Origin of the sequence: Acinetobacter sp. NIPH 542, from assembly GCF_000369825.1 — a bacterium.
GTDB lineage: Bacteria > Pseudomonadota > Gammaproteobacteria > Pseudomonadales > Moraxellaceae > Acinetobacter > Acinetobacter oleivorans.
Genome location: NZ_KB850207.1, coordinates 13,927 through 34,217 on the forward strand (window position 1 = coordinate 13,927; position 20,291 = coordinate 34,217).

Annotated in this window: 20 protein-coding genes; 9 read left to right on the top strand and 11 right to left on the bottom strand. The window is 38.9% G+C overall.

Annotated features, from left to right (window positions below):
- Nucleotides 1-26: 26 nt before the first annotated feature.
- The 3 genes from recF to dnaA all read right to left on the bottom strand — a co-directional run bounded on the left by recF (nucleotide 27) and on the right by dnaA (nucleotide 3,776).
- Nucleotides 27-1,109 carry a DNA replication/repair protein RecF gene (recF, locus tag F886_RS17215; RefSeq protein ID WP_005308367.1) on the bottom strand — a complete coding sequence of 361 codons (1,083 nt, stop codon included), beginning with the start codon at nucleotides 1,107-1,109 and terminating at the stop codon, nucleotides 27-29.
- 14 nt (nucleotides 1,110-1,123) lie between these two features.
- Nucleotides 1,124-2,272: a DNA polymerase III subunit beta gene (gene dnaN / locus F886_RS20630; RefSeq protein ID WP_005308370.1), complete on the bottom strand. Its 1,149-nt coding sequence runs from the start codon at nucleotides 2,270-2,272 to the stop codon at nucleotides 1,124-1,126.
- Between the two features lie 97 nt (nucleotides 2,273-2,369).
- Entirely contained in the window at nucleotides 2,370-3,776 is a 1,407-nt protein-coding gene (gene dnaA / locus F886_RS17225; RefSeq protein ID WP_005308372.1) for a chromosomal replication initiator protein DnaA, read from the bottom strand.
- 681 nt (nucleotides 3,777-4,457) lie between these two features.
- On the opposite strand from dnaA, the gene rpmH reads away from it, so the two are divergent.
- From rpmH to mnmE, 5 genes are all read left to right on the top strand, one after another.
- Complete coding sequence (gene rpmH, locus F886_RS17230) at nucleotides 4,458-4,592, top strand: 50S ribosomal protein L34 (RefSeq protein WP_000831329.1); 135 nt, start codon at nucleotides 4,458-4,460, stop codon at nucleotides 4,590-4,592.
- Nucleotides 4,593-4,621: 29 nt separating this feature from the next.
- On the top strand, nucleotides 4,622-5,014 hold the full coding sequence (gene rnpA / locus F886_RS17235) for a ribonuclease P protein component (RefSeq protein ID WP_005308375.1): 393 nt from the start codon (nucleotides 4,622-4,624) through the stop codon (nucleotides 5,012-5,014).
- A 10-nt stretch (nucleotides 5,015-5,024) separates the two neighbouring features.
- Entirely contained in the window at nucleotides 5,025-5,345 is a 321-nt protein-coding gene (yidD, locus tag F886_RS17240) for a membrane protein insertion efficiency factor YidD (protein WP_003656027.1), read from the top strand.
- A 5-nt stretch (nucleotides 5,346-5,350) separates the two neighbouring features.
- Nucleotides 5,351-7,111, top strand: a complete 1,761-nt coding sequence (gene yidC, locus F886_RS17245; protein ID WP_004795565.1) for a membrane protein insertase YidC — start codon at nucleotides 5,351-5,353, stop codon at nucleotides 7,109-7,111.
- 90 nt (nucleotides 7,112-7,201) lie between these two features.
- The gene (gene mnmE, locus F886_RS17250; protein ID WP_005308379.1) at nucleotides 7,202-8,557 is read left to right on the top strand and encodes a tRNA uridine-5-carboxymethylaminomethyl(34) synthesis GTPase MnmE; all 1,356 of its coding nucleotides are present in this window, start codon (nucleotides 7,202-7,204) and stop codon (nucleotides 8,555-8,557) included.
- 49 nt (nucleotides 8,558-8,606) lie between these two features.
- On the opposite strand, the gene F886_RS17255 is transcribed toward mnmE, so the two are convergent.
- Nucleotides 8,607-8,870 (bottom strand): metal/formaldehyde-sensitive transcriptional repressor, encoded by a 264-nt coding sequence (locus F886_RS17255; RefSeq protein WP_004795563.1) that lies wholly within the window; start codon nucleotides 8,868-8,870, stop codon nucleotides 8,607-8,609.
- A 57-nt stretch (nucleotides 8,871-8,927) separates the two neighbouring features.
- Here F886_RS17255 and dmeF point away from each other — a divergent pair, with 57 nt between their 5' ends.
- Nucleotides 8,928-9,935 (top strand): CDF family Co(II)/Ni(II) efflux transporter DmeF, encoded by a 1,008-nt coding sequence (dmeF, locus tag F886_RS17260; RefSeq protein ID WP_005308382.1) that lies wholly within the window; start codon nucleotides 8,928-8,930, stop codon nucleotides 9,933-9,935.
- A 95-nt stretch (nucleotides 9,936-10,030) separates the two neighbouring features.
- Nucleotides 10,031-10,729, top strand: coding sequence for a DsbC family protein (locus F886_RS17265; protein ID WP_005308385.1), 699 nt, complete (start codon nucleotides 10,031-10,033; stop codon nucleotides 10,727-10,729).
- A gap of 50 nt (nucleotides 10,730-10,779) precedes the next feature.
- Here F886_RS17265 and F886_RS17270 read toward each other — a convergent pair whose 3' ends face one another.
- The 4 genes from F886_RS17270 to F886_RS17285 all read right to left on the bottom strand — a co-directional run bounded on the left by F886_RS17270 (nucleotide 10,780) and on the right by F886_RS17285 (nucleotide 14,382).
- Complete coding sequence (locus tag F886_RS17270) at nucleotides 10,780-11,031, bottom strand: GlsB/YeaQ/YmgE family stress response membrane protein (protein WP_000269732.1); 252 nt, start codon at nucleotides 11,029-11,031, stop codon at nucleotides 10,780-10,782.
- 172 nt (nucleotides 11,032-11,203) lie between these two features.
- Nucleotides 11,204-11,731 carry a hypoxanthine phosphoribosyltransferase gene (gene hpt, locus F886_RS17275; RefSeq protein ID WP_004795560.1) on the bottom strand — a complete coding sequence of 176 codons (528 nt, stop codon included), beginning with the start codon at nucleotides 11,729-11,731 and terminating at the stop codon, nucleotides 11,204-11,206.
- A gap of 216 nt (nucleotides 11,732-11,947) precedes the next feature.
- Entirely contained in the window at nucleotides 11,948-13,270 is a 1,323-nt protein-coding gene (guaD, locus tag F886_RS17280; protein WP_005308391.1) for a guanine deaminase, read from the bottom strand.
- Nucleotides 13,271-13,326: 56 nt separating this feature from the next.
- Nucleotides 13,327-14,382, bottom strand: coding sequence for an aromatic ring-hydroxylating oxygenase subunit alpha (locus F886_RS17285; protein ID WP_005308394.1), 1,056 nt, complete (start codon nucleotides 14,380-14,382; stop codon nucleotides 13,327-13,329).
- Between the two features lie 334 nt (nucleotides 14,383-14,716).
- Here F886_RS17285 and F886_RS17290 point away from each other — a divergent pair, with 334 nt between their 5' ends.
- The gene (locus F886_RS17290; RefSeq protein WP_005308397.1) at nucleotides 14,717-15,340 is read left to right on the top strand and encodes a nucleotidyltransferase family protein; all 624 of its coding nucleotides are present in this window, start codon (nucleotides 14,717-14,719) and stop codon (nucleotides 15,338-15,340) included.
- Between the two features lie 51 nt (nucleotides 15,341-15,391).
- On the opposite strand, the gene F886_RS17295 is transcribed toward F886_RS17290, so the two are convergent.
- Nucleotides 15,392-16,345 (bottom strand): TerC family protein, encoded by a 954-nt coding sequence (locus tag F886_RS17295; RefSeq protein ID WP_005308400.1) that lies wholly within the window; start codon nucleotides 16,343-16,345, stop codon nucleotides 15,392-15,394.
- A gap of 320 nt (nucleotides 16,346-16,665) precedes the next feature.
- The gene (locus F886_RS17300) at nucleotides 16,666-17,262 is read right to left on the bottom strand and encodes a phosphatase PAP2 family protein (protein WP_005308403.1); all 597 of its coding nucleotides are present in this window, start codon (nucleotides 17,260-17,262) and stop codon (nucleotides 16,666-16,668) included.
- Nucleotides 17,263-17,397: 135 nt separating this feature from the next.
- On the opposite strand from F886_RS17300, the gene F886_RS17305 reads away from it, so the two are divergent.
- Nucleotides 17,398-18,648 (top strand): low temperature requirement protein A, encoded by a 1,251-nt coding sequence (locus F886_RS17305; RefSeq protein ID WP_005308406.1) that lies wholly within the window; start codon nucleotides 17,398-17,400, stop codon nucleotides 18,646-18,648.
- Between the two features lie 70 nt (nucleotides 18,649-18,718).
- Here F886_RS17305 and mpl read toward each other — a convergent pair whose 3' ends face one another.
- Nucleotides 18,719-20,092, bottom strand: coding sequence for a UDP-N-acetylmuramate:L-alanyl-gamma-D-glutamyl-meso-diaminopimelate ligase (gene mpl, locus F886_RS17310; RefSeq protein ID WP_005308409.1), 1,374 nt, complete (start codon nucleotides 20,090-20,092; stop codon nucleotides 18,719-18,721).
- Nucleotides 20,093-20,291: the final 199 nt, after the last annotated feature.

The following is a 20,291-nucleotide window of genomic DNA, read 5'->3' on the forward strand; positions in this document are numbered from 1 at the left end:
ATTCAAAGATGGTTAACATCAAAAAATTATGGTGAAGCAAGACTAACTTGACCGGACTCAACATTGAATAATTGATATGAAATAGACAGATCATGTAAGTGTTTTTTTACCGATGCATGATCTAAAGTTGTCATAAAAACCTGGCTACCAAGTTGGCTTAATCGTTCAATTAAACGTTGTTGTGCGGTTAAGTCTAATTCTGCTGTCAGATCATCTAATAATACCACAGTTTCCTTATTACTCGCATGTAACATTGCAATTTGTGACAGTTTTAAAGCAATAATCAGCAGTTTTTTCTGACCTCTTGATAAAACCACATCAGCATGTCCAAACGGGGTTTTTAAGCGCAAATCTGCACGATGCGGACCATATTCGGTATACCGTCTTTCAATATCTTTTTGGTGTTGATTTAGCAGGTCTTGCATGAGTCCCTGCTCTGTATGAAAACCTGGACTGTATTCCAGTTCAATTTCAAGATCAGGGAGTAATTGGCTCAAATCGTTTTGAAAAAACACATTCCATTGTTCCACAATACCCAAGCGCTGAGAGTGCAAAATTTCACCATAATCACTCAGCATTTTGTTCCAAGGCTCTAAATCAGCCAACGACAAATTTCTTCGGGTTTTAAGTAACGTATTTCGCTGTTTTAATGCACGCGAATAATATTGCCATGCAAAATAAAATTCAGGTTCCACGTGGAACATCAGCCAATCTAAAAGTTGGCGTCGTGGTTTTGCACCATGGTCAATAATATCGGTACTTTGTGGATCAAGATGCTGCAAAGGAAGTAATTTAGCAAGTTGTCCTTGAGTAGCTACGGTATCGCCATTGACCTTCATCAACTGCTCACCAGATGCTAACTTTTGCATGCCAATTTTTTCAGTACTAGACTGTGCAAAGACAATCGCATCTTCGGCAGCATACTGAATATAATTTTTAGGAATATGAGTACGAAATGATCGTCCAGTTGCAAGCAAATGAATTGCTTCCAGAATTGAAGTTTTCCCTGAACCATTAGCGCCATAAAATATATTAAACGGTTGCAACCCTTGGAGTGCAACCGTTTTTAAATTACGCACACGTTCAATGTTTAAGCGCGTAAGATGCATATTAGATAGCCAGACTATACACGCATCGGCATAACTACATAAGTTTGATCAGTATGGGCTGGGTCTTGAACTAAAACAGACTGATTCGCTTCACTCATACTCATGTTTACGTCATCGCCATCAAGTACACCCAATACTTCAAGTAAATATTGCGCATTAAATGACATTTCAAGCGGTACGTTTTGATATTGGATAGCTAAATCTTCAATAGCCTCATCTTGCTCAGGGTTATTCGCACGAAGCTGTAAAGAATCTTGATTAAAATTCAAGAAAACACCACGCAATTTCTCATTACTCAAAATTGCAACACGTTGTAATGATTGCTTAAATACATCATGGCTAATTAATACATGTTTATCGCCACCACGTGGAATTACACGACGATAATCAGGGAATTTTCCATCAATTAATTTTGTTGTAAAACGAACAGTAATATCACCCTGCTCTTTGTCACGACTTGGCGTATTGATGGTTACATTTAACAACTCACGACCAATCAACAATGTTAATTGTTCATCTTCAATACTCAATAAGCGCTGTAATTCACCAACAGCTTTACGAGGTACAATGGCCTGAACCAATTGAGATGATGTAGAAGAAGCCGTAATTTCACAAAGTGCTAAACGGTGTCCATCTGTTGTTACTGCACGTAATTGATTTTCATCAATTTCCAATAAAGTACCTGTTAAATAGAAACGTACATCTTGTACAGCCATTGCAAAAGCAGTTTTTTCAAATAAACGCTTTAACTCACGTTGAGTTACCTGTACTTGAGTACCTTGACTATTTTCAGTCGTCAATAATGGATAATCTTCTGCTGGTAAAGTTCCTAATACGAAACGGCTATTACCAGATTTTAAGATACATCTTTGATCTTCAGTAATTTGTAAATCAATTAATGCAGCTGTAGGCAATGATTTACAAATTTCCATTAATTTACGCGCAGGGACTGTGGTTTCCCCTGCTTCAAGGCATGCCCCTTCTGTTAAAACAGTGCTCGCAACCAGTTCGACCTCTAAATCGGAACCAGTAATGGTGAGCGCCTGAGCATTAGTCTGAATTTTGACGTTTGAAAGAATATTCAATGTATGACGACGTTCTACCGCACCGACAACATGCGATAAAACATTGAGTAAACTTTCTTTAGCGATTTTCAAACGCACGATTCATTCCTCTAGCAACTTGGAGCAAATATTTCATTTTTTAGCTGTGTACTATGCTGCACTTACGTAGACTTTGCAACAATGTCTTATTATTTCATTAACTCTGAAGTAGACGCAGTAGATTTTTATAATCTTCGTCAAAAATTGGATCTTCTCCGCGCAGACTGGTTACTTTTTCACAAGCATGCATCACAGTACTGTGGTCGCGTCCACCAAAAGCCATTCCAATTTCAGGAAAACTATCACCGGTCAATTCACGAGCAAGTCCCATTGCTAACTGACGTGGTCGAGCATAAATTCGCGTACGTTTGGGTCCTACTAATTCTTTTAATGGGATACGGAAATACTCACTCACCACGCGCTGAATATTTTCTACACTAATTGTTCGTGCACGGATAGCCAATACATCTTTTAAAGACTCACGCACAACATCAAGATCGATTGGCGCACCTTTAAAACGAGAAATTGCAACGACTTTATTAAGTGCCCCTTCTAGTTCACGTACGTTAGCAACCACTTGTTGTGCAATAAATAGTGCACAATTTCGAGGTAAATCAACGCCGCTATTTTCCGCTTTCTTTAATAAAATTTCGATACGAGTTTCAATATCTGGTGGTTCAACGCCTACTGAAAGCCCCCAAGAAAAACGAGAAACTAAACGCGGATCTAACTCTGTTAACTCTTTTGGATAACGGTCTGAAGTTAAAATAATTTGTTTAGATTCATCAAGTAAGGCATTAAATGTATAGAAGAACTCAACTAGACTCGCCTCTTTACCTGCTAAGAGATGAATATCATCGACCAACAATAAATCCAAAGAACGGCAGTTCTTCTTAAATTCTTCTACTTTGCCTTTTTGTAAAGAACTCACAAAATCCTGAACAAAACTCTCAGAAGTCATATACATCACACGAGCATTTGGTTTGGCTTGTAATAAAGCATTACCAACTGCTTGCATTAAGTGTGTCTTACCTAATCCTGTAGGACCGTATAAAAACAAAGGGTTATGCTGGGAAGCACCTAATTGAGTTAATACTTTTCTACATGTTTCAGCAGCCATCTGGTTCGAACGGCCTTCAACAAATAAAGAAAAAGTAAACTGAGGATTCAGTAGTTTCTTTTTCGATGTTTTCGGATTAACCACACTATTCGCATGTGGGCTAGAAACAGACTCAGGCTCTTTTTTTACTTTAATACTTTGTGGTGGCGCAGTTTGCAAAGCAGCTGTAGTGGTGGCTGGTTGTTCGCTCGATGACAAAATACTACCAGGACGAGAATCAACTAAAATCTCAACCTGACGGACACGCCCTTCTGACAACTGCTCAGCCAATATAGAAATTAATTCTAAATGATTCTCTTGAATGTAACGCGTCCAATAAGGGTTAGGAGCATAGAGACGTAGTATCCCTTCTACTTCTTCAGCAACTAATGGGCGAATCCACATCGCAAAGACGTTATCAGAGAGCTCTTGTCGCAAGCGAGTTAAGCAGTCTGTCCAAAGCATGTGTATCCCCTATTTTTGCGTTTTTAAATTCAAACAATCTAAAGATTCACCCTTCCATATGAGAAGGGGTCGCCATTCTAACCAAGTTATCCACATCTGTCATGACGAATTCGAGTGATTTTGTCTAAAAAGAAAACTCTTGTGAATAAATTTAAATTCAAAACCACTTGTGTATAACTTTTCGCACAACCTGTGGATAAATTATCACACAAACTTATCCACAATCCATAAATATAATAAAAACAGAGTTATCAACAACCCAATTATATGTTTTTTAAATTTAAAAGTGCGAAATCCACAGAAAAAACCGCTCCTAATAAGAATAAATATAAATTTTAAAATTTGAATTTATTTAATAGGGGTGTGATCTTTTGTGGATAACTACAAAATATGAATTTAAATTCAAATGCAGCAAATCAAAGCCAAGATGATATCTTGTTTTGTTGATAAATATGTATATAAGGTGTGTATATAATAAAAGTTCTAATAAAAATAGACAATTACTTTGTGTATAACTTTAAAAGCTATATATTGCACTGAATTATGACAATCATAAAAAGAAGTAGAGAGATTAAAAATTTGGGTTAAATACAAAACTTTCTTGGTTTTTCATTGACAGCGTAAACATTGCACAATAAAATCGCGGACCTTTATAGAAAGATCATTTTTGGGAGTTTCGATATGAAACGTACTTTCCAGCCATCTGAATTAAAGCGTAAACGCGTTCATGGTTTCCGTGCTCGTATGGCAACTAAAGCTGGTCGTCAAGTATTAGCTCGTCGTCGTGCAAAAGGTCGTCATAGCTTAACTGTTTAATACTGTTACGCTGACCAGACTTGGGTGTGATGACACTTTACAATTTTAGCACAGATGTGCGAATACGCTGTGCTGCAGATTATAAAAGTGTATTCGATGGTGCGCTTTTTAAAGTGCATCAACCCCATTTTTTATTTCTTGCAAAATTAACCGAACAGCCTCATAGCCGTTTGGGTATTGTTGTTGCTAAGAAAAAAGTGCGCCGTGCGCATGAAAGAAATCGAATAAAACGTCTTGCTCGTGAGAGCTTTCGTCTACATCAGCCGAATTTTGGATCAGATATAGATATTGTGGTAATGCCGAAAGTCGGTATAGAAGCGATTACGAATGCTGAGCTATATCAACAATTAGATTTTGCTTGGCAAAAATTACAACGCTTAGCAAAAAAACATTCTAAAGTTGGCACAACCTCGCAGAATTAAGAGATAGCCAATGGTTCGTTTTCTACGTTGGTTGATTCGACTGTATCAAATTGCGATTAGTCCGCTTCTTGGACCCCGTTGTCGTTATATCCCGACCTGTTCCCAATATGCGATAGAAGCATTGCAAACTCATGGTGCAATCAAAGGCGTTTGGTTATCTTCTAAACGAATTTGTCGTTGTCATCCCTGGGGCGGATCTGGATATGATCCGGTACCGCCAAAAGCAATTCGTTTTATTTCGTTTCATCAAATAGATTCTCAAACGCATCATGTTGCTGTACCCTTTCGTGATCGTTTACTGAAGCAAAATCTCTCTAACCATTTGGGGTAATAGATATGCAACAATGGGCCAGGTTTGCAATTCTCGGGGCCATGTTTGTCACCGCATATTTGCTCATTTTGGCTTGGCAAAAAGATTATGGAAATGCTGCAACTGCACCGCAAAAACAAGCGGCGGCTGTAAGTTCACATGAAGTATCTGCTGATTTGCCAAATGCTAAAAATGCAACAGTGGCTTCCGATGTGCCACAAGCAAATATTGCGCAGTCACAAACCACAGATGCAACTGCACCTGTGAATCAACAGCTTATTTCAGTACAAACTGACCTTTACCATATTTGGATCAATCCAAAAGGTGGTGATATTGTTCGTATTGAATTACTCTCACACGACAAAAGCAAAGACAGCGATCAGCCATTTGTTATGCTTGAAAATGATGCCAAGCGTACATATGTTGCTCAATCTGGCTTAATTGGTTTGAATGGACCAGATAGCAGTCGTGGTGGTCGTCCATTATATGCGGTTGAAAAAACATCATATACTTTGGCTGATGCTAAGGGTGTACAGGATCAAAAGGGTCAATCTGAAAAAGTTTTAAACGTTCCGATGGTATTTAAAACACCTGAAGGCGTTGAAATTATTAAAACTTTCACCTTTACTCAAGGGCAATATCCAATTGTTGTAAGACATCAAGTGATTAACCGTAGCCAACAAAGCTGGCAAGGTCAGATGTTTGGACAATTAAAGCGTGATAACTCTGATGATCCTGGTAAATCTTCTCAAGGTATTTTCACTCTAGGAACTTTCTTAGGTGGAGCTTGGGGAACACCTGATTCACACTACAACAAGCTTAAGTTTGCTAATTTCTCAGAAGAAAAAGTAAATACTGAAGCGAAAGGTGGATGGGTTGCGATTGTTCAGCATTATTTTGTAAGTGCTTGGATTCCTGGGAATCTTAAACTGACTCAAGCGAATGGTCAGCCTTATGTAGCTAAACTTGAATCTCGTCAATCTGCTGATCATATGAATATCATTGGTTTTACCTCACCAGTGATTAATGTTCCAGCAGGCACTTCAATGGAAGTGGACGCAAAACTTTATTCAGGTCCGAAAGTACAATCTGAATTAAAAGATTTAGCGGTTGGCTTAAATCAGACTGTTGATTATGGCTGGTTATGGCCGATTGCCAAGTTATTGTTCTTAGGTCTTCAATTCTTCCATAGCATTGTGGGCAACTGGGGATGGTCAATCATCTTACTTACCGTGATGGTGAAGATGATTTTATGGCCTTTATCTTCAAAAAGTTATCGTTCTATGGCGAAAATGCGTGTGATTGCACCAGAAATGCAACGCATGAAAGAAGAGTTCGGTGAAGACCGTATGCGCTTCTCGCAAGAAATGATGGCTTTATACAAACGTGAACAAGTGAATCCACTTTCAGGTTGTTTACCATTGTTGCTACAAATGCCAATTTTCCTTGCTTTGTACTGGGTACTCATGGAAAGTGTGGAATTACGTCACGCACCGTGGTTAGGCTGGATTCAAGACTTGTCAGCAATGGATCCTTGGTTCATCTTGCCGTTGATCATGGGTGCTACCATGTTTGCGCAGCAAATGTTGAACCCACAACCCGCTGATCCTATGCAGGCAAAAGTGTTCCGCATTATGCCGATTATGTTCACGGTATTTATGTTGTTCTTCCCAGCAGGTCTCGTGCTGTACTGGATTGTGAACAACAGTATTACTATTTTACAGCAGTCGTTTATTAATAAGAGTGTTGAAAAAAGTCGTATAAATAAGACTGAATCAGCTTCTTAATCGTTGAACTTTTGCTGAATAAATCCGCTTAAGATGGTAATCTTAGGCGGATTTTTCTTTGGCTGGATTTTAGGTTTTTAGGTGAATAATATGCAAAGTCAAACCACGATTGCCGCAATTGCAACGCCACCAGGGCGTGGTGGTGTGGGCGTGATTCGCCTATCGGGACCTAAAGCTTATGAGATTGCTCAAAACCTGACACAGAAAAACTTGCCTGAAGCACGTATGGCGGGTTTTCGTAAGTTTTATGATGCTGATGGCAGCATTATGGATGAAGGGATTGTTCTATGCTTTCCCAATCCCCACTCGTTTACAGGTGAAAATGTTGTAGAGCTACAAGGTCACGGTGGTCCAGTCATCCAAAATGCCTTGCTGGGACGTCTATTTGAGCTTGGTGCAATTGCTGCAAAAGCTGGTGAATTCTCCATGCGCGCTTTTGAAAATGGCAAAATGGACTTGGTGCAAGCAGAAGCGATTGCCGACTTGATTGATGCGACTTCGCAAGCTGCAGCACGCTCTGCCGTTCGTTCTCTACAAGGCGCTTTTTCAACAAAAATTAATACGGTTTTAGAAAAACTGATTCATTTACGCTTACATGTTGAAGCTGCAATTGATTTTCCTGAAGAAGAAATCGATTTCTTAGCAGACGGTAAGATTTTAGCTTTACTTGAAGATGTTCAGCAGTCAGTACATGCCGTTCAAACATCTGCACGACAAGGTCAATTACTCCGTGAAGGATTACAAGTCGTTATTGCGGGTAAACCAAATGCAGGTAAGTCGAGCTTGTTGAATGCGCTAGCTGGCGTTGAGCGCGCAATTGTAACCGATATTGCTGGTACAACTCGCGATGTTTTACATGAAAAAATTAGCTTAAATGGCCTACCAATCACCTTAACAGACACAGCTGGCCTACGTGAAACAGGTGACATTGTTGAAAAAGAAGGGATTCGCAGAGCAATTAAAGAAATTGAACAAGCTGATTTGTTATTGCTGGTTTATGATTTAAATCAAGGTGATGACCCATTAAAACTTGCTCAAGAATATTTTGCTGAACACATCGAACCTCGTCGCCTAATGTTAATTGGCAATAAATGCGATTTAACAGGTCAATTAGCTGAAATAAACGATTTTCAAGGGTTCCGTCATATAACCGTTTCTGCAAAACAAGAGATGGGCGTACAAGGCCTCGTAGAAGCGATTACAGCGCATGCAGGCTTCCACCCTGAGGAAGACACCTTTATTGCAAGAACACGTCATTTAGACGCAATGAAGCGCACACAGCTCTATCTTTCAGAAGCACGCGAGCAACTTGTTGTGTTTAACGCAGGTGAACTGGTTGCTGAATCATTACGTCTTGCTCAAAATGCTTTAGGTGAAATTACCGGTGACTTTAGCGCCGATGATCTATTAGGCAAAATCTTTGGTTCGTTTTGTATTGGAAAATAATTAAAAAAATCTGACTGATGCACAATGGCTGTGTCATTCAGTCACCTCGTTAGCCGTATCTTTTTAGAACCTTTAAAAACTCATCTAACTCATTCTGATCAACTTGTGCTTCTTTGAGCACATGGTGATGTAAGTGTTGTTCCATTAATTCACTCATTAAACCGTTTATCGCACCTTTAATTGCAGCAACTTGTTGCAGTATTTCTATGCATGAAATATCAGGCTGTTCAACGGCATGCTCAATACTATTAATTTGCCCTTTTAGTCGTTTTACACGATTAACTATTTTTTTATCCTGACCAATGTGACTCATCTGTGTTCTCTTGTATAATTCAATATACTGGTAGGGAGTATATTGGGTTTAAATTTTATGCAGGATCATAGTGTATCACGTCATCATCAACATCAGTTTGATGAAGGAAATCCACTTGCACAAAAACGTATTTTGATTGCAACGATTTTAACGGCATCCATGATGGTGTTAGAAATATTTGGTGGATGGTTTTTCAATTCAATGGCCCTTCTGGCTGATGGTTGGCATATGAGTTCACATATGTTGGCACTCGGTTTAGCCTATTTTGCTTATCGTGCAGCTCGTCATTATTCCAAAGATCATCGGTTTAGTTTTGGAACTTGGAAAATCGAGATTTTAGCGGGTTATAGCAGTGCAATTTTGCTGATGGTTGTTGCCTTTTTTATGGCTTTTCAGTCGATACAACGGTTATTTAATCCAGTTGAAATTTTTTATAATGAAGCGATTCCCATTGCAATTTTAGGTTTGGTCATTAACTTGATTTGCGCATGGTTACTTCACGATGATGGACACCATCACCATCACCATCACCATCACCATCACCATCACCATCACCATCACCATCACCATCACCATCACCATCACGAGCATGATCATGGGCATCATCACGATTTAAACCAAAAAGCTGCATTTTTACATGTAGTTGCAGATGCTGTGACCTCCGTTTTTGCAATTATTGCGCTTTGTGCGGGTAAATATTTTGGATGGGATTTTTTAGATGCACTTTTAGGAATTTTAGGTGCTATTTTGGTTGCAAAATGGTCTCTTGGATTAATGAAAGAGACAGGAAAAACCCTTTTAGATGCTGAAATGGATCATCCGGTAGTTGAAGAAATTCGTGAAGTGATTGCTGAATTTCCTAAAAATATTGAAATTACGGATATTCATGTCTGGAAAGTCGCAAAAGGTAAGTTTTCTTGTATTTTAGCGCTCGAAACTGATGATATTTCTTTAACCGCAGATCAGATTCGTCAGGCTTTATCAATTCATGATGAAATTGTGCATATATCGGTAGAAATTAATATTCTAAAACCTGCTTATGTTCCACGTGAAACATTGGCATAAATAAGTGGCAGTTTGGTTATAACTCGGTAATCAGTTCTGTTTTCAAAAGCTGAACTGATTAAAATGATCTCCTCTCCTACCTATGAGTTTGATTTATGCTTAAAAAATTAGGAATATTGGCGTTATTTAGCTTAACGGCGAGTTTAAGTTTCGCTAATGTCGATACTGTTAGGGAAAATATTAAAAAACAATATCCTAATTTGAAAATTAGCAATATTCAGAAAACCGAAATGCCTGGGCTATATAGCGCTAATCTCGATCAGCAAATTATTTATATTGGTGAAGATGGGCAGCATATGTTTGTAGGCTCTATGATTCGTTTAAAAGACCAGAAAAACTTAACCAAAGATCTGGTGTTAGGACAGAACTCAATTGATTGGAAACAATTACCTTTAAAAGATGCGATTAAAACGGTTAAAGGTAATGGACAGCATGTTTTAGCCGTATTTTCTGATCCAAACTGTCCTTATTGTAAGCAGCTTGAACCTGAGCTCGATAAGCTGAAAGATGTGACCATTTACACGTTCATCTATCCTTTAAAACCTCAGTCTATTGTTGTTTCTAGACAGGTTTGGTGTGCACCAAATCAATCCTATTCATGGAAAAAACTGATTCAGCAAGGTGTCAAACCAACAGTTACAAGCTGTGCTAATCCAATTGATCGTAATTTAGAGCTTGGAAAGAAACTAGGTTTTAATGGTACCCCTACCTTAATTTTTGCAAATGGATTTAAACTGGTAGGCGCTCGATCTGCCGAAGAAATTCAAGCCGTTTGGAAAGAATTAGGTCTATAAAATGAATTAAAAAAAGCACCATCAGGTGCTTTTTTATTGCCTAAAAGTCATTAACTTTTTCGTGCAATTAAATTGTAAATAAAGAGAATAATGACTGCACCAATTACAGATGCGATAAAGCCCGCAGCTGAATTTTCTCCATAAAGGCCAAGTAAACGACCACCATAAGTGGCTAGAAGTGAACCTGCAATACCAATTAGGGTGGTTACGATGAAACCTGCTTTATCATCCCCTGGATGTAAGGCACGAGCGATTAAGCCAGCAAAGAAACCAACTACAATAGCGACAATGAGTGACCACATATTTGTTCTCCAGTTGTTTTTTTGATGAAGTTAATGATTTTGCTTCATATTCTATCGTGCGGCAGAGTCATCTATTTTGTCTGTAGCAGATTGCGACTTTTTGTGTCTTTTTTGTTCGAAGCTAAAGTTTTATATAAAAAAATAGCACCTCGCGGTGCTATTTTTTTGAAATTTATAAACCAATTTCGCCAATAAATGGTAAGTGGCGATATTTTTGATCGTAGTCTAATCCATAACCCACAATAAACTTGTCTTCAACTTCAAAACCTAAGAATTTCACTTCGAGATCAATTTCACGGCGAGATGGTTTACTCACTAACGTACACAATTGAATCGAATTTGGTTCGCGAGTTTGCAGCATTTCCATAACTTTGCTTAAGGTATTACCTGAGTCGATAATATCTTCAACGACCAGTACATCTTTACCGCGAATTTCACCATCAAGATCTTTTAAGATTTTAACATCTCGACTTGAAGTCGTACCGCCGCCGTAGCTAGACACTGTCATAAAGTCGAGTTCATGCGGTTTGGTAATCGTTCGGCACAAGTCTGCCATGAAAATAACAGAACCACGCAGTAGCCCAATCAGGACTAACTCTTTGTCGCTATTTGCATAGTGAGCATTAATTTGCTCGCCGAGCTCTTTGACTTTTGCTTGAATTTCTTCGGTTGAAATCATGATGCTCATTGCAACAGTCATGTCAGATTCCTACAAGATATAAAAGAAAAATAAAAAAGGTGTTGACCTGCAACACCTCTAAAATCTGAGTTAATGGTAAAATTTTAAAGCAAAATGATGTTTCATGCACCCTTTGATGACTCTGAAGTTTTATCATTTTGAGCAATATGTCGATCCCGCTTTAATACAAGAGCACATATTCCAAATAATAACAAAAACTTAACGGCCCGATTTTTATTAGGCTGTTTCTTTTTGATAAGCACGGTTTCCATAAATATAAGTCGCCTCAATATTACGGTCATCACCTAAAGTGAATAATGCAAACAACGAATCTTCAACAGATTTAGATTTAGACTGGCGAAGTTGCTGTAGTGCAGTTGGCTTAAGGTTGAGTACCACAAAGTCTGCTTCTTTACCGATGTTGAAATTGCCTAACTTGTCCTGCAAATCAAGCGCTTTTGCTCCGCCTAACGTCGCGTGATAGAGCGCTTCATAAGCTGAAAGTTTATCGCCTTGTAACTGTTGAACCTTATAAGCCTCGTTAACAGTTTGAAGCAAACTAAACGATGTACCAGCACCGATATCTGTCCCTAAACCTACTTTCACTTGTTTTTCCCAAGTTTTTTTCAATGGGAATAAACCACTACCTAAGAACAGGTTCGACGTTGGACAAAATGCGATAGCCGACTGCGTATCATGCATACATTGCCATTCTTCATCTTCTAAGTGAACACAATGAGCAAAAACAGAACGTTTACCAGTTAGGCCATAATGTTGATAAACATCTAAATAGCCCGCTTGTTCTGGAAATAAAGATTTCACCCAAGCAATTTCATCTTTGTTTTCGCTTAAATGGGTATGTACATAAACATCTGGAAATTCTTGTTTTAACTGCCCTGCTCTTTCTAATTGTTCAGGTGTAGAGGTTGGTGCGAAACGTGGTGTAATCGCATACAGAGCACGACCCTTGCCATGCCATTTTTCAATGAGTGCCTTAGTGTCACTGTAAGCCGTTTCTGGGGTATCACAAAGCGCTTCAGGGGCATTGCGGTCCATGAGTACCTTACCAGCGATTAAACGCATCTGAACGCGTTCTGCGGCTTCAAATAAGGCATCAACAGACTCAGGATGAACCGTACAGAAAACGAGGGCCGTGGTTGTACCGTGTTTTAAGAGTTCCTGAACAAAGAACTGGGCAATTTCATTTGCATATGCTTTGTCTTGAAACTGGATTTCAGTTGGAAATGTATAGGTATTGAGCCAGCTTAAAAGTTGTTCGCCGTAAGCTCCTACCATTTCGGTTTGTGGAAAGTGAATATGGGTATCAATAAAGCCAGGTACAATCAATTGTTCTGGGTAATGTTGAACCTCAACCCCAGCAGGAAGGTGCGCTTGAGCTTCTTCCCAGGCACCAAACCATTTGATTTTTCCATGTTCACTAATCAATACACCATCTTCTAAATAACGCACTTGATTTGGAATATCAGTTGGCTCAGAGACGGTTTGCTGGATATCTAAAAAACGACCACGCACAACGGTGGTATTTGCGATCAATGACATGGAAAGCCTTTATATTTTCACTTTTTTCGATTGATTGTACCCCACTTAGCCAAGATTTAAACGGTATAACGTTTACTTAGTCCCCATTCTGCCAAAATCCGTCGATAAGTCGTTGATGAACGGTCTGCTTCAAAATGTGCTTCCATCATTAAATCAAGCGGAAGGTCTTCTGGCTTTTGTGATTCGACCATGTCTTGGTCTTCAGCAAAAATTTGCGCATTGAATGCATATACTTTTTCTAAATCACCTGTTTGGTCAAAGTTACGGGTAAGTGGAACAAATAAACGGGTTTTATTGCTTGAGATAGGACAGCAGGCATTCAAGATTTTTAAAACCCCACCTTCTGGAAAATCAACAGTAAGTACTGCTGAAAAAGGTGGATAGACATCGAAGGTGCGCTTCCACAAAAAGCCTTCTGGTTCGAGATGTTTTAGTTCGTGTGGATAGTTACTGACATTGCTGATATAGACTGTTTTTAGGCCGTAGCTGGTACGTTCTGTGTGATATTTGGGTACAACAGGGTTCTCTCGATTCGCAAAGGCGTTGTGATGTACCCATGCAAAATGAGCGACATCGATAAACCCTTCGAGTTGACGTCCGCTAGAACCGCCAATATCGACAAAAGGCGGTAAAATTGATTGATGTTCTGCATGCTCCCAAGTATCTAATACTGGAATATTAGCTCGAGTAATATCCCGACTGTGAATACTGGTCCAAATCAAGCCATATCGTTCAACAACTGGAAATTTGGTAAGAGAAAAACGATCAGAAATTTTGGTTAAATCAGGTTGAGCTGGTATTTGGGTACACTTCCCTTCGGTGTTATAGCGTAGACCATGATAGGGACACACAATTTCTTCACCATCTACCCACCCTTGGGTTAATGGTACGCCACGATGTGGACAAATGTCTCGGACCAGATGAATTTCGCCACTTTCTGTCTTATATAGGGCCATATTGACGTCTAATAACGTCACTCTTTGTGGTGCAGTAGAGACATCTTGAATACGTGCGACGGGATACCAGTGAGTAGATAAAATTTCCCAATCTTTTGCATCAAAACTGCTGTTACACGGCATTGCAAGGGGCGTTAAAGTTGGAATCGCATTCATGGCATCACTCCTTAAAAAAATCAGGGCTCTCGCGAGCCCTTAAAATCTAGGCTTTTTTCTTTTTAGGAAATGCAAAGAGCTTGCCAATATTGATTTTTAATGAGGAAATCAAGAGTAAAATTATTAAAATACATAAACTTATTTAATTATATTTTTGAATTTTTGTTCTAATTTAGCTTTAAACATGAAAGCTTATTATTTGTTAAGTACTTAAAATGCACTTTTAAAGTGCTTTTTTATGTAGATCTATACGTTCAGTACTCAACAAAATAATGTGCTGCTCCTGAGCATAGTCATATGATATTGATCAGCGCTTTTAACGTGCAGAGCTTCTATGTACTATTACATGGTGGATGACTTTAGTATTTTTCCAAATATGACAAATATATATGATAATTATCAACAAGACTTTATTGATTTGGTGATGAAATCTCCTTGTTTATTAAAGACATTAGCTATTATTTCTCAATTGCATCCAAAAGTTTATTTAAGTGCTGGTGCTGTGAGAAACACTGTTTGGTCATATTTACATGGCAAAACTTATGATTTAACTAAAAGTGATATGGATGTGATTTATTATAATGCTAATGAATGTGATGATAGTTATCAAAAAGAATTGCAAAGTGATTTAAAAAGCAAATTTCCAAATCAAGATTGGGATGTTGTTAATCAGGCTTTGGTACATACATGGTACCGTAAAGATAATGGTGAAAAAATTCAACCATTAACTTCGATTGAGGAAGCATTATCATTATGGTCAGAAACAGCCACAGCTATAGCGATACGTTTCGACACTTTCGGTAATTTAGAAATAATTGCACCTTTTGGCTTATCAGATTTATTTGAATTAAATTTACGTTGGAATTCAGCTCTAGTTAGTTATCAGACTTTCAAAAATCGTGTAGAAAGCAAAAATTGGTTACAACAATGGCCAAAATTAAAAATAGTCAATTCTTAATTTAAAAAGGGCTTTCTATGAAAGCCCTTTAATATTATGTAAATAAAGATTCTATGAGATTTGTCGCTTATTATGACGTAAAGAGAGATAAGCGGTAATTGCTAACACTATTACGATAAAGCTTAACGAAATCCAGATTGGCATGTGGAATACATCAAGCAACAACATTTTCGCGCCAATGAACAATAAGATGATGCCTAAACCGTATGGCAAGTAATGCAATTTAGATGCAGCGCCAGCAAGCAAGAAGAACATTGCGCGTAAGCCTAAAATTGCCATTAAGTTCGCTGTTAAAACAATAAATGGATCACTGGTTACCGCGAAAATAGCAGGAATAGAGTCTACTGCGAAAATCACATCTGAAGCTTCAACTAAAATCAATACTAAAAATAACGGCGTTGCCAACAATAAACCATTTTGACGAACAAAGAATTTGTCACCTTCTAGCTGTGGCGTAATACGCATGTGCTTACGTAACCATTTTAGAGCCTTAATATCTTCAATATTGGTTTCTTCTTCTTGGCCCTTTAAGAATTTGAAGCCTGTATATACCAAGAACGCACCAAAGATATAAAGCACCCATGAAAACTCTTGAACAAACCATGCGCCAATAAAGATAAACAGAGTACGCAGTACGATTGCGCCTAATACGCCGTAGAGCAAAATTTTACGTTGTAGCGCAGCTGGAATAGCAAATGCCGCAAAAATCATTAACCAGACGAAAACGTTGTCAATTGCGAGGGACTTTTCAAGTAAGTAACCTGCGAAGTATTCCATGGTTTTTTGATTTGCTAAGGTCACACCAGCAGTTTGCTGTAGATACAACCATAAACCACCACCAAATAAGACCGCGACGCTTACCCACGCCACGCTCCAGTAAGCAGCTTGCTTAATTGAGACATCCTGACCTTGCTTTTGCTTAAAGCCTAAAAAGTCCACTAAAAGCATGACAATGACAATGCCAAAGAATGCTATGTACAGCCATAGATTGCCGATTGTTTCCATAAATCCTCCTCACATCCGGCAATTGGGCATAAAAAAACCTCGACCAGTTGCCAGATGAATTAAAACATCTGTATCAACATGATCAAGGTCTTGCCTACATCATGAATTTCACGATGCTCAGATACCGACTTTTTAATAAAAGTGTATTGACGATATCTGACACATAACATTGCTGTTATGTTTGGAGGAGGCTACTCCCCTTGTCAAACTAAATTCTGTTTTGGATAAAACATATCCAATTTCACATAGAATGGCAGATTTTTATATATTACGCAACTGAACTTAATCTCGTGGTTTTAATATAAAAAAAGATCTACGGATTATTTAATCAAACCGCGGTCTAAAAGCGGTTTGCATATAATTTGGTAAAGGTGAATAAAGAATGCGGTCAAACTTGTACCGTAAGCATTCCAGAAGTAATAACCTGCCGTATTGACCAGTAGCGCAACAATAAAAGCCCCCAACATGTCTAACGGGAAATGCACACCTAAATAAATACGTGACCATGCCACCACAAATGATAAGAATAAAAGAATGATTCCAATCATTTTGCGCTGAGCAAACAAATAAGACAGAGCAATGGTACTGAAAATCAGCATATGATTACTTGGAAAAGATGCTGTTGGCGCATGCTCAATAAACGTGGTGCCAACACCCATGACAAACGGTCTTGCGTGATGATAAAACAGAGAAATAACGTAACCTACTAAAAGGGATATGCAGGTTAAAAAGACAGATTTAATGACTCTATTTTTTAAATCTTGATCACCATAGAACCATAAAAATGTAAGGATGAATAAAAGAATATAGAGGAGATCATTAGCAAAAAAGATAGCAAGACGAATGATAAATTGACTCGCATCCTGAGCCCCATTAATCACATGGAATAAGCTAAGGTTGAGTGTTTCTAAAGACATTCATATTCCAAACAAGAACAAAAACGTGGGCTATGATAAAGAATTAAGCCTATTGTCTTGATAAAGAATTGTCACAAAAATGAAATATAGTTTGTTTGTGAGTAAAGATTAAACAGCAGATCTAGATATTTTTTAATGCGTGTTCTGGGCGTTAATATTAAAGTGTTAACGTGTTGGCACTTTATTCGAGAACGTTATTTTATGACTACTCAAGAAAAACAGAAAAAATTAAGTTTGAGGCCCCTAACTCCAAGAGATCCAAAACAGCCGCATAGAGCAGCAACTCCCCTCGAATTATTGTTCGATTTAATTTTTGTAGTCGCGATTGCAACAGCAGGTCAGCAGTTACATCACGCAATTATTGAAAATCACCTCTGGCATGCATTACCAAGTTACCTGATGGTATTTTTTGCGCTGTGGTGGGCATGGATGAATTTTTCGTGGTTTGCTTCAGCTTACGATAACGATGATGCATTGTATCGATGCCTTACCTTTGTACAGATTGTGGGGTCATTGGTGATGGCCGCCGGTATTCCTGATGTATTTCGTAGTCAGGATTTTGACATCATCATTATTGGTTATGTGATCATGCGCATGGCACTCGTTACCCAGTGGTTACGTGCAGCAAAACATGATCCAGAGCGGCGAATTACCGCTTACCGCTATGCGGTAGGTATTGTCTTGGTTCAGGTGGGTTGGCTCGTTGCTAATTTTGCGCACATACTTTCAGTTCCTTTATTTTTATTTCTGGTTGCGATGGAGTTATTTATTCCTATCTATGCAGAAAAATATTCACCAACGCCGTGGCATCCCCATCACATTGTAGAACGCTATGCCTTACTCACGATTATTGTTCTGGGTGAGTCAATCGTCGGTAGTTTTAATGCCATACGTGACGCCTTAGCCGCTCAGTCAATGAATATCCCAGCCGTTTTCTTAATGATCGGTGGATTGATGTTGATGTTCGCAATGTGGTGGGCTTATTTTGACCGTAGTGAGCAACACCATCATGTTAAAGGTGTACGCCCATTTGTATGGGGATACGGCCATTATTTTGTTTTTGTCAGTATTGCTGCGGTGGGTGCAGCGCTTGCCGCCGCTGTGGATGTCACAACCCATCACGCGCATATTTCTGATTTATATATGGGAATAGTCGTTGCGGTGAGTGTGGTGCTCTATACCACCTGTATTTGGATACTTTACGAGTTCCAATGTTTATCTGGAATCACGAAATGGTTTTATCCGATCACCGCGCTCATTATTTTATGTATTCCGTTTATTTGTAATAACGTGGGATATAGCGTTTTTGCGATGGGTATTGTCTATAGTTTACGTTTAATCGTTTCTAATAAATTTATGGCCAATATAGAGCCAGAAAAAGTTTAAAAATAATTGATATAAAAAAACGGGTTTCAATTTGAAACCCGTTTTTTTATTGAATCATATAAAGCGGAAGTTAAGCAGCTTTCGCTTTTAATGCGCTCATAAGTTTTTGATGTAAGCCACCAAAGCCACCGTTAGACATAATCACAACGGCATCGCCCTCACCTGCTTCATTGACAATACGTTCAATAATTTCATCAAGAGAACGGCTCACTTGAGCATGGTTAGAGGCAGCTGCAATCACGGGTTGTAAATCCCAATCTAAACCTTCTGGCTGGTACCAGATGACATCGTCTGCTAAGCGTGCTGAATGTGCCAAGCCATCTTTATGACTGCCCATACGCATTGTATTTGAACGTGGTTCAATAATGGCCCATAAACGGCGTTCACCTAAGCGTTTACGTGCGCCATCTAAAGTGGTGTCAATTGCTGTTGGGTGGTGAGCAAAGTCATCATAAACCTCAATACCATTGACTGTACCGAGTAACTCCATACGACGTTTTACACCGCCAAAGTTAGACAAAGCTTCACAAGCCGTTTCAAGTGCAACACCTACATGTTGAGCGGCTGCAATCGTTGCCAAAGCATTCGCTACGCTATGTTGCCCTGTCATGGTCCATTTTACTTCACCAACGGCATTGCCATTTTCCAGTACTTTAAAATGGCTGCCATCAATTGAGATTAATTCGGCAGACAGTGCAGCTTTTTCATTCGCTTCTAAACTTGTACGAATTACTGGTGTCCAGCAACCCATTTCAAGCACTTCATCAATATGAGTTTCAGTAATGGGCGCAATAATGCGGCCTTCACTTGGAATGGTACGAACAAGATGATGGAATTGCTTTTGAATCGCTGCTAGGTCATCAAAAATATCGGCATGGTCAAATTCAAGGTTGTTTAAAATCGCCGTTTTTGGGTGATAGTGAACAAACTTAGAACGTTTATCAAAGAAAGCTGAGTCATATTCATCAGCTTCAACGCAGAAGTATTTTCCACCACCTAAACGAGCGCTTTCGCTAAAACCAAGTGGGACACCACCAATTAAAAAGCCCGGATTTAAACCAGCTTGATCAAGTACCCAAGCCAGCATGGTAGTAGTCGTGGTTTTACCATGAGTTCCTGCTACACCAAGCACATGTTTACCTTGTAAAACGTGATCGGCAAGGAACTGAGGACCAGAAATATATGGCAAACCTTCGTTAAGCATATATTCCACGGCATCAATACCACGTTTCATGGCATTTCCGACAATGACTAAATCTGGGTGAGGCTGTAAATGACTACGATCGTAGCCTTGCATGAGGGTAATGCCTGCGTTTTCTAACTGGGTAGACATTGGTGGGTAAACGTTTGAATCGGAACCGGTTACCTTATGTCCTAAATCACGAGCTAAAAGTGCTAAAGAGCCCATAAAAGTGCCACAAATACCCAAGATATGCAGATGCATTGCTCGCCTTCTCCACTGCTTTTGTACACAATATTCGTATGAATGACTGTGTGTGCATTATTGATAAATTTGCCAGCAACGATAGCAAGGCTAAACTCGAAAAGATAGTCAAAAATCGTTGTTGTTCTATGTGTTTGAGGCCCTGAGAAAAGCACATCTTTATTTTTTCGATTTAAGCTGAATTACAGTTTTATCTTTT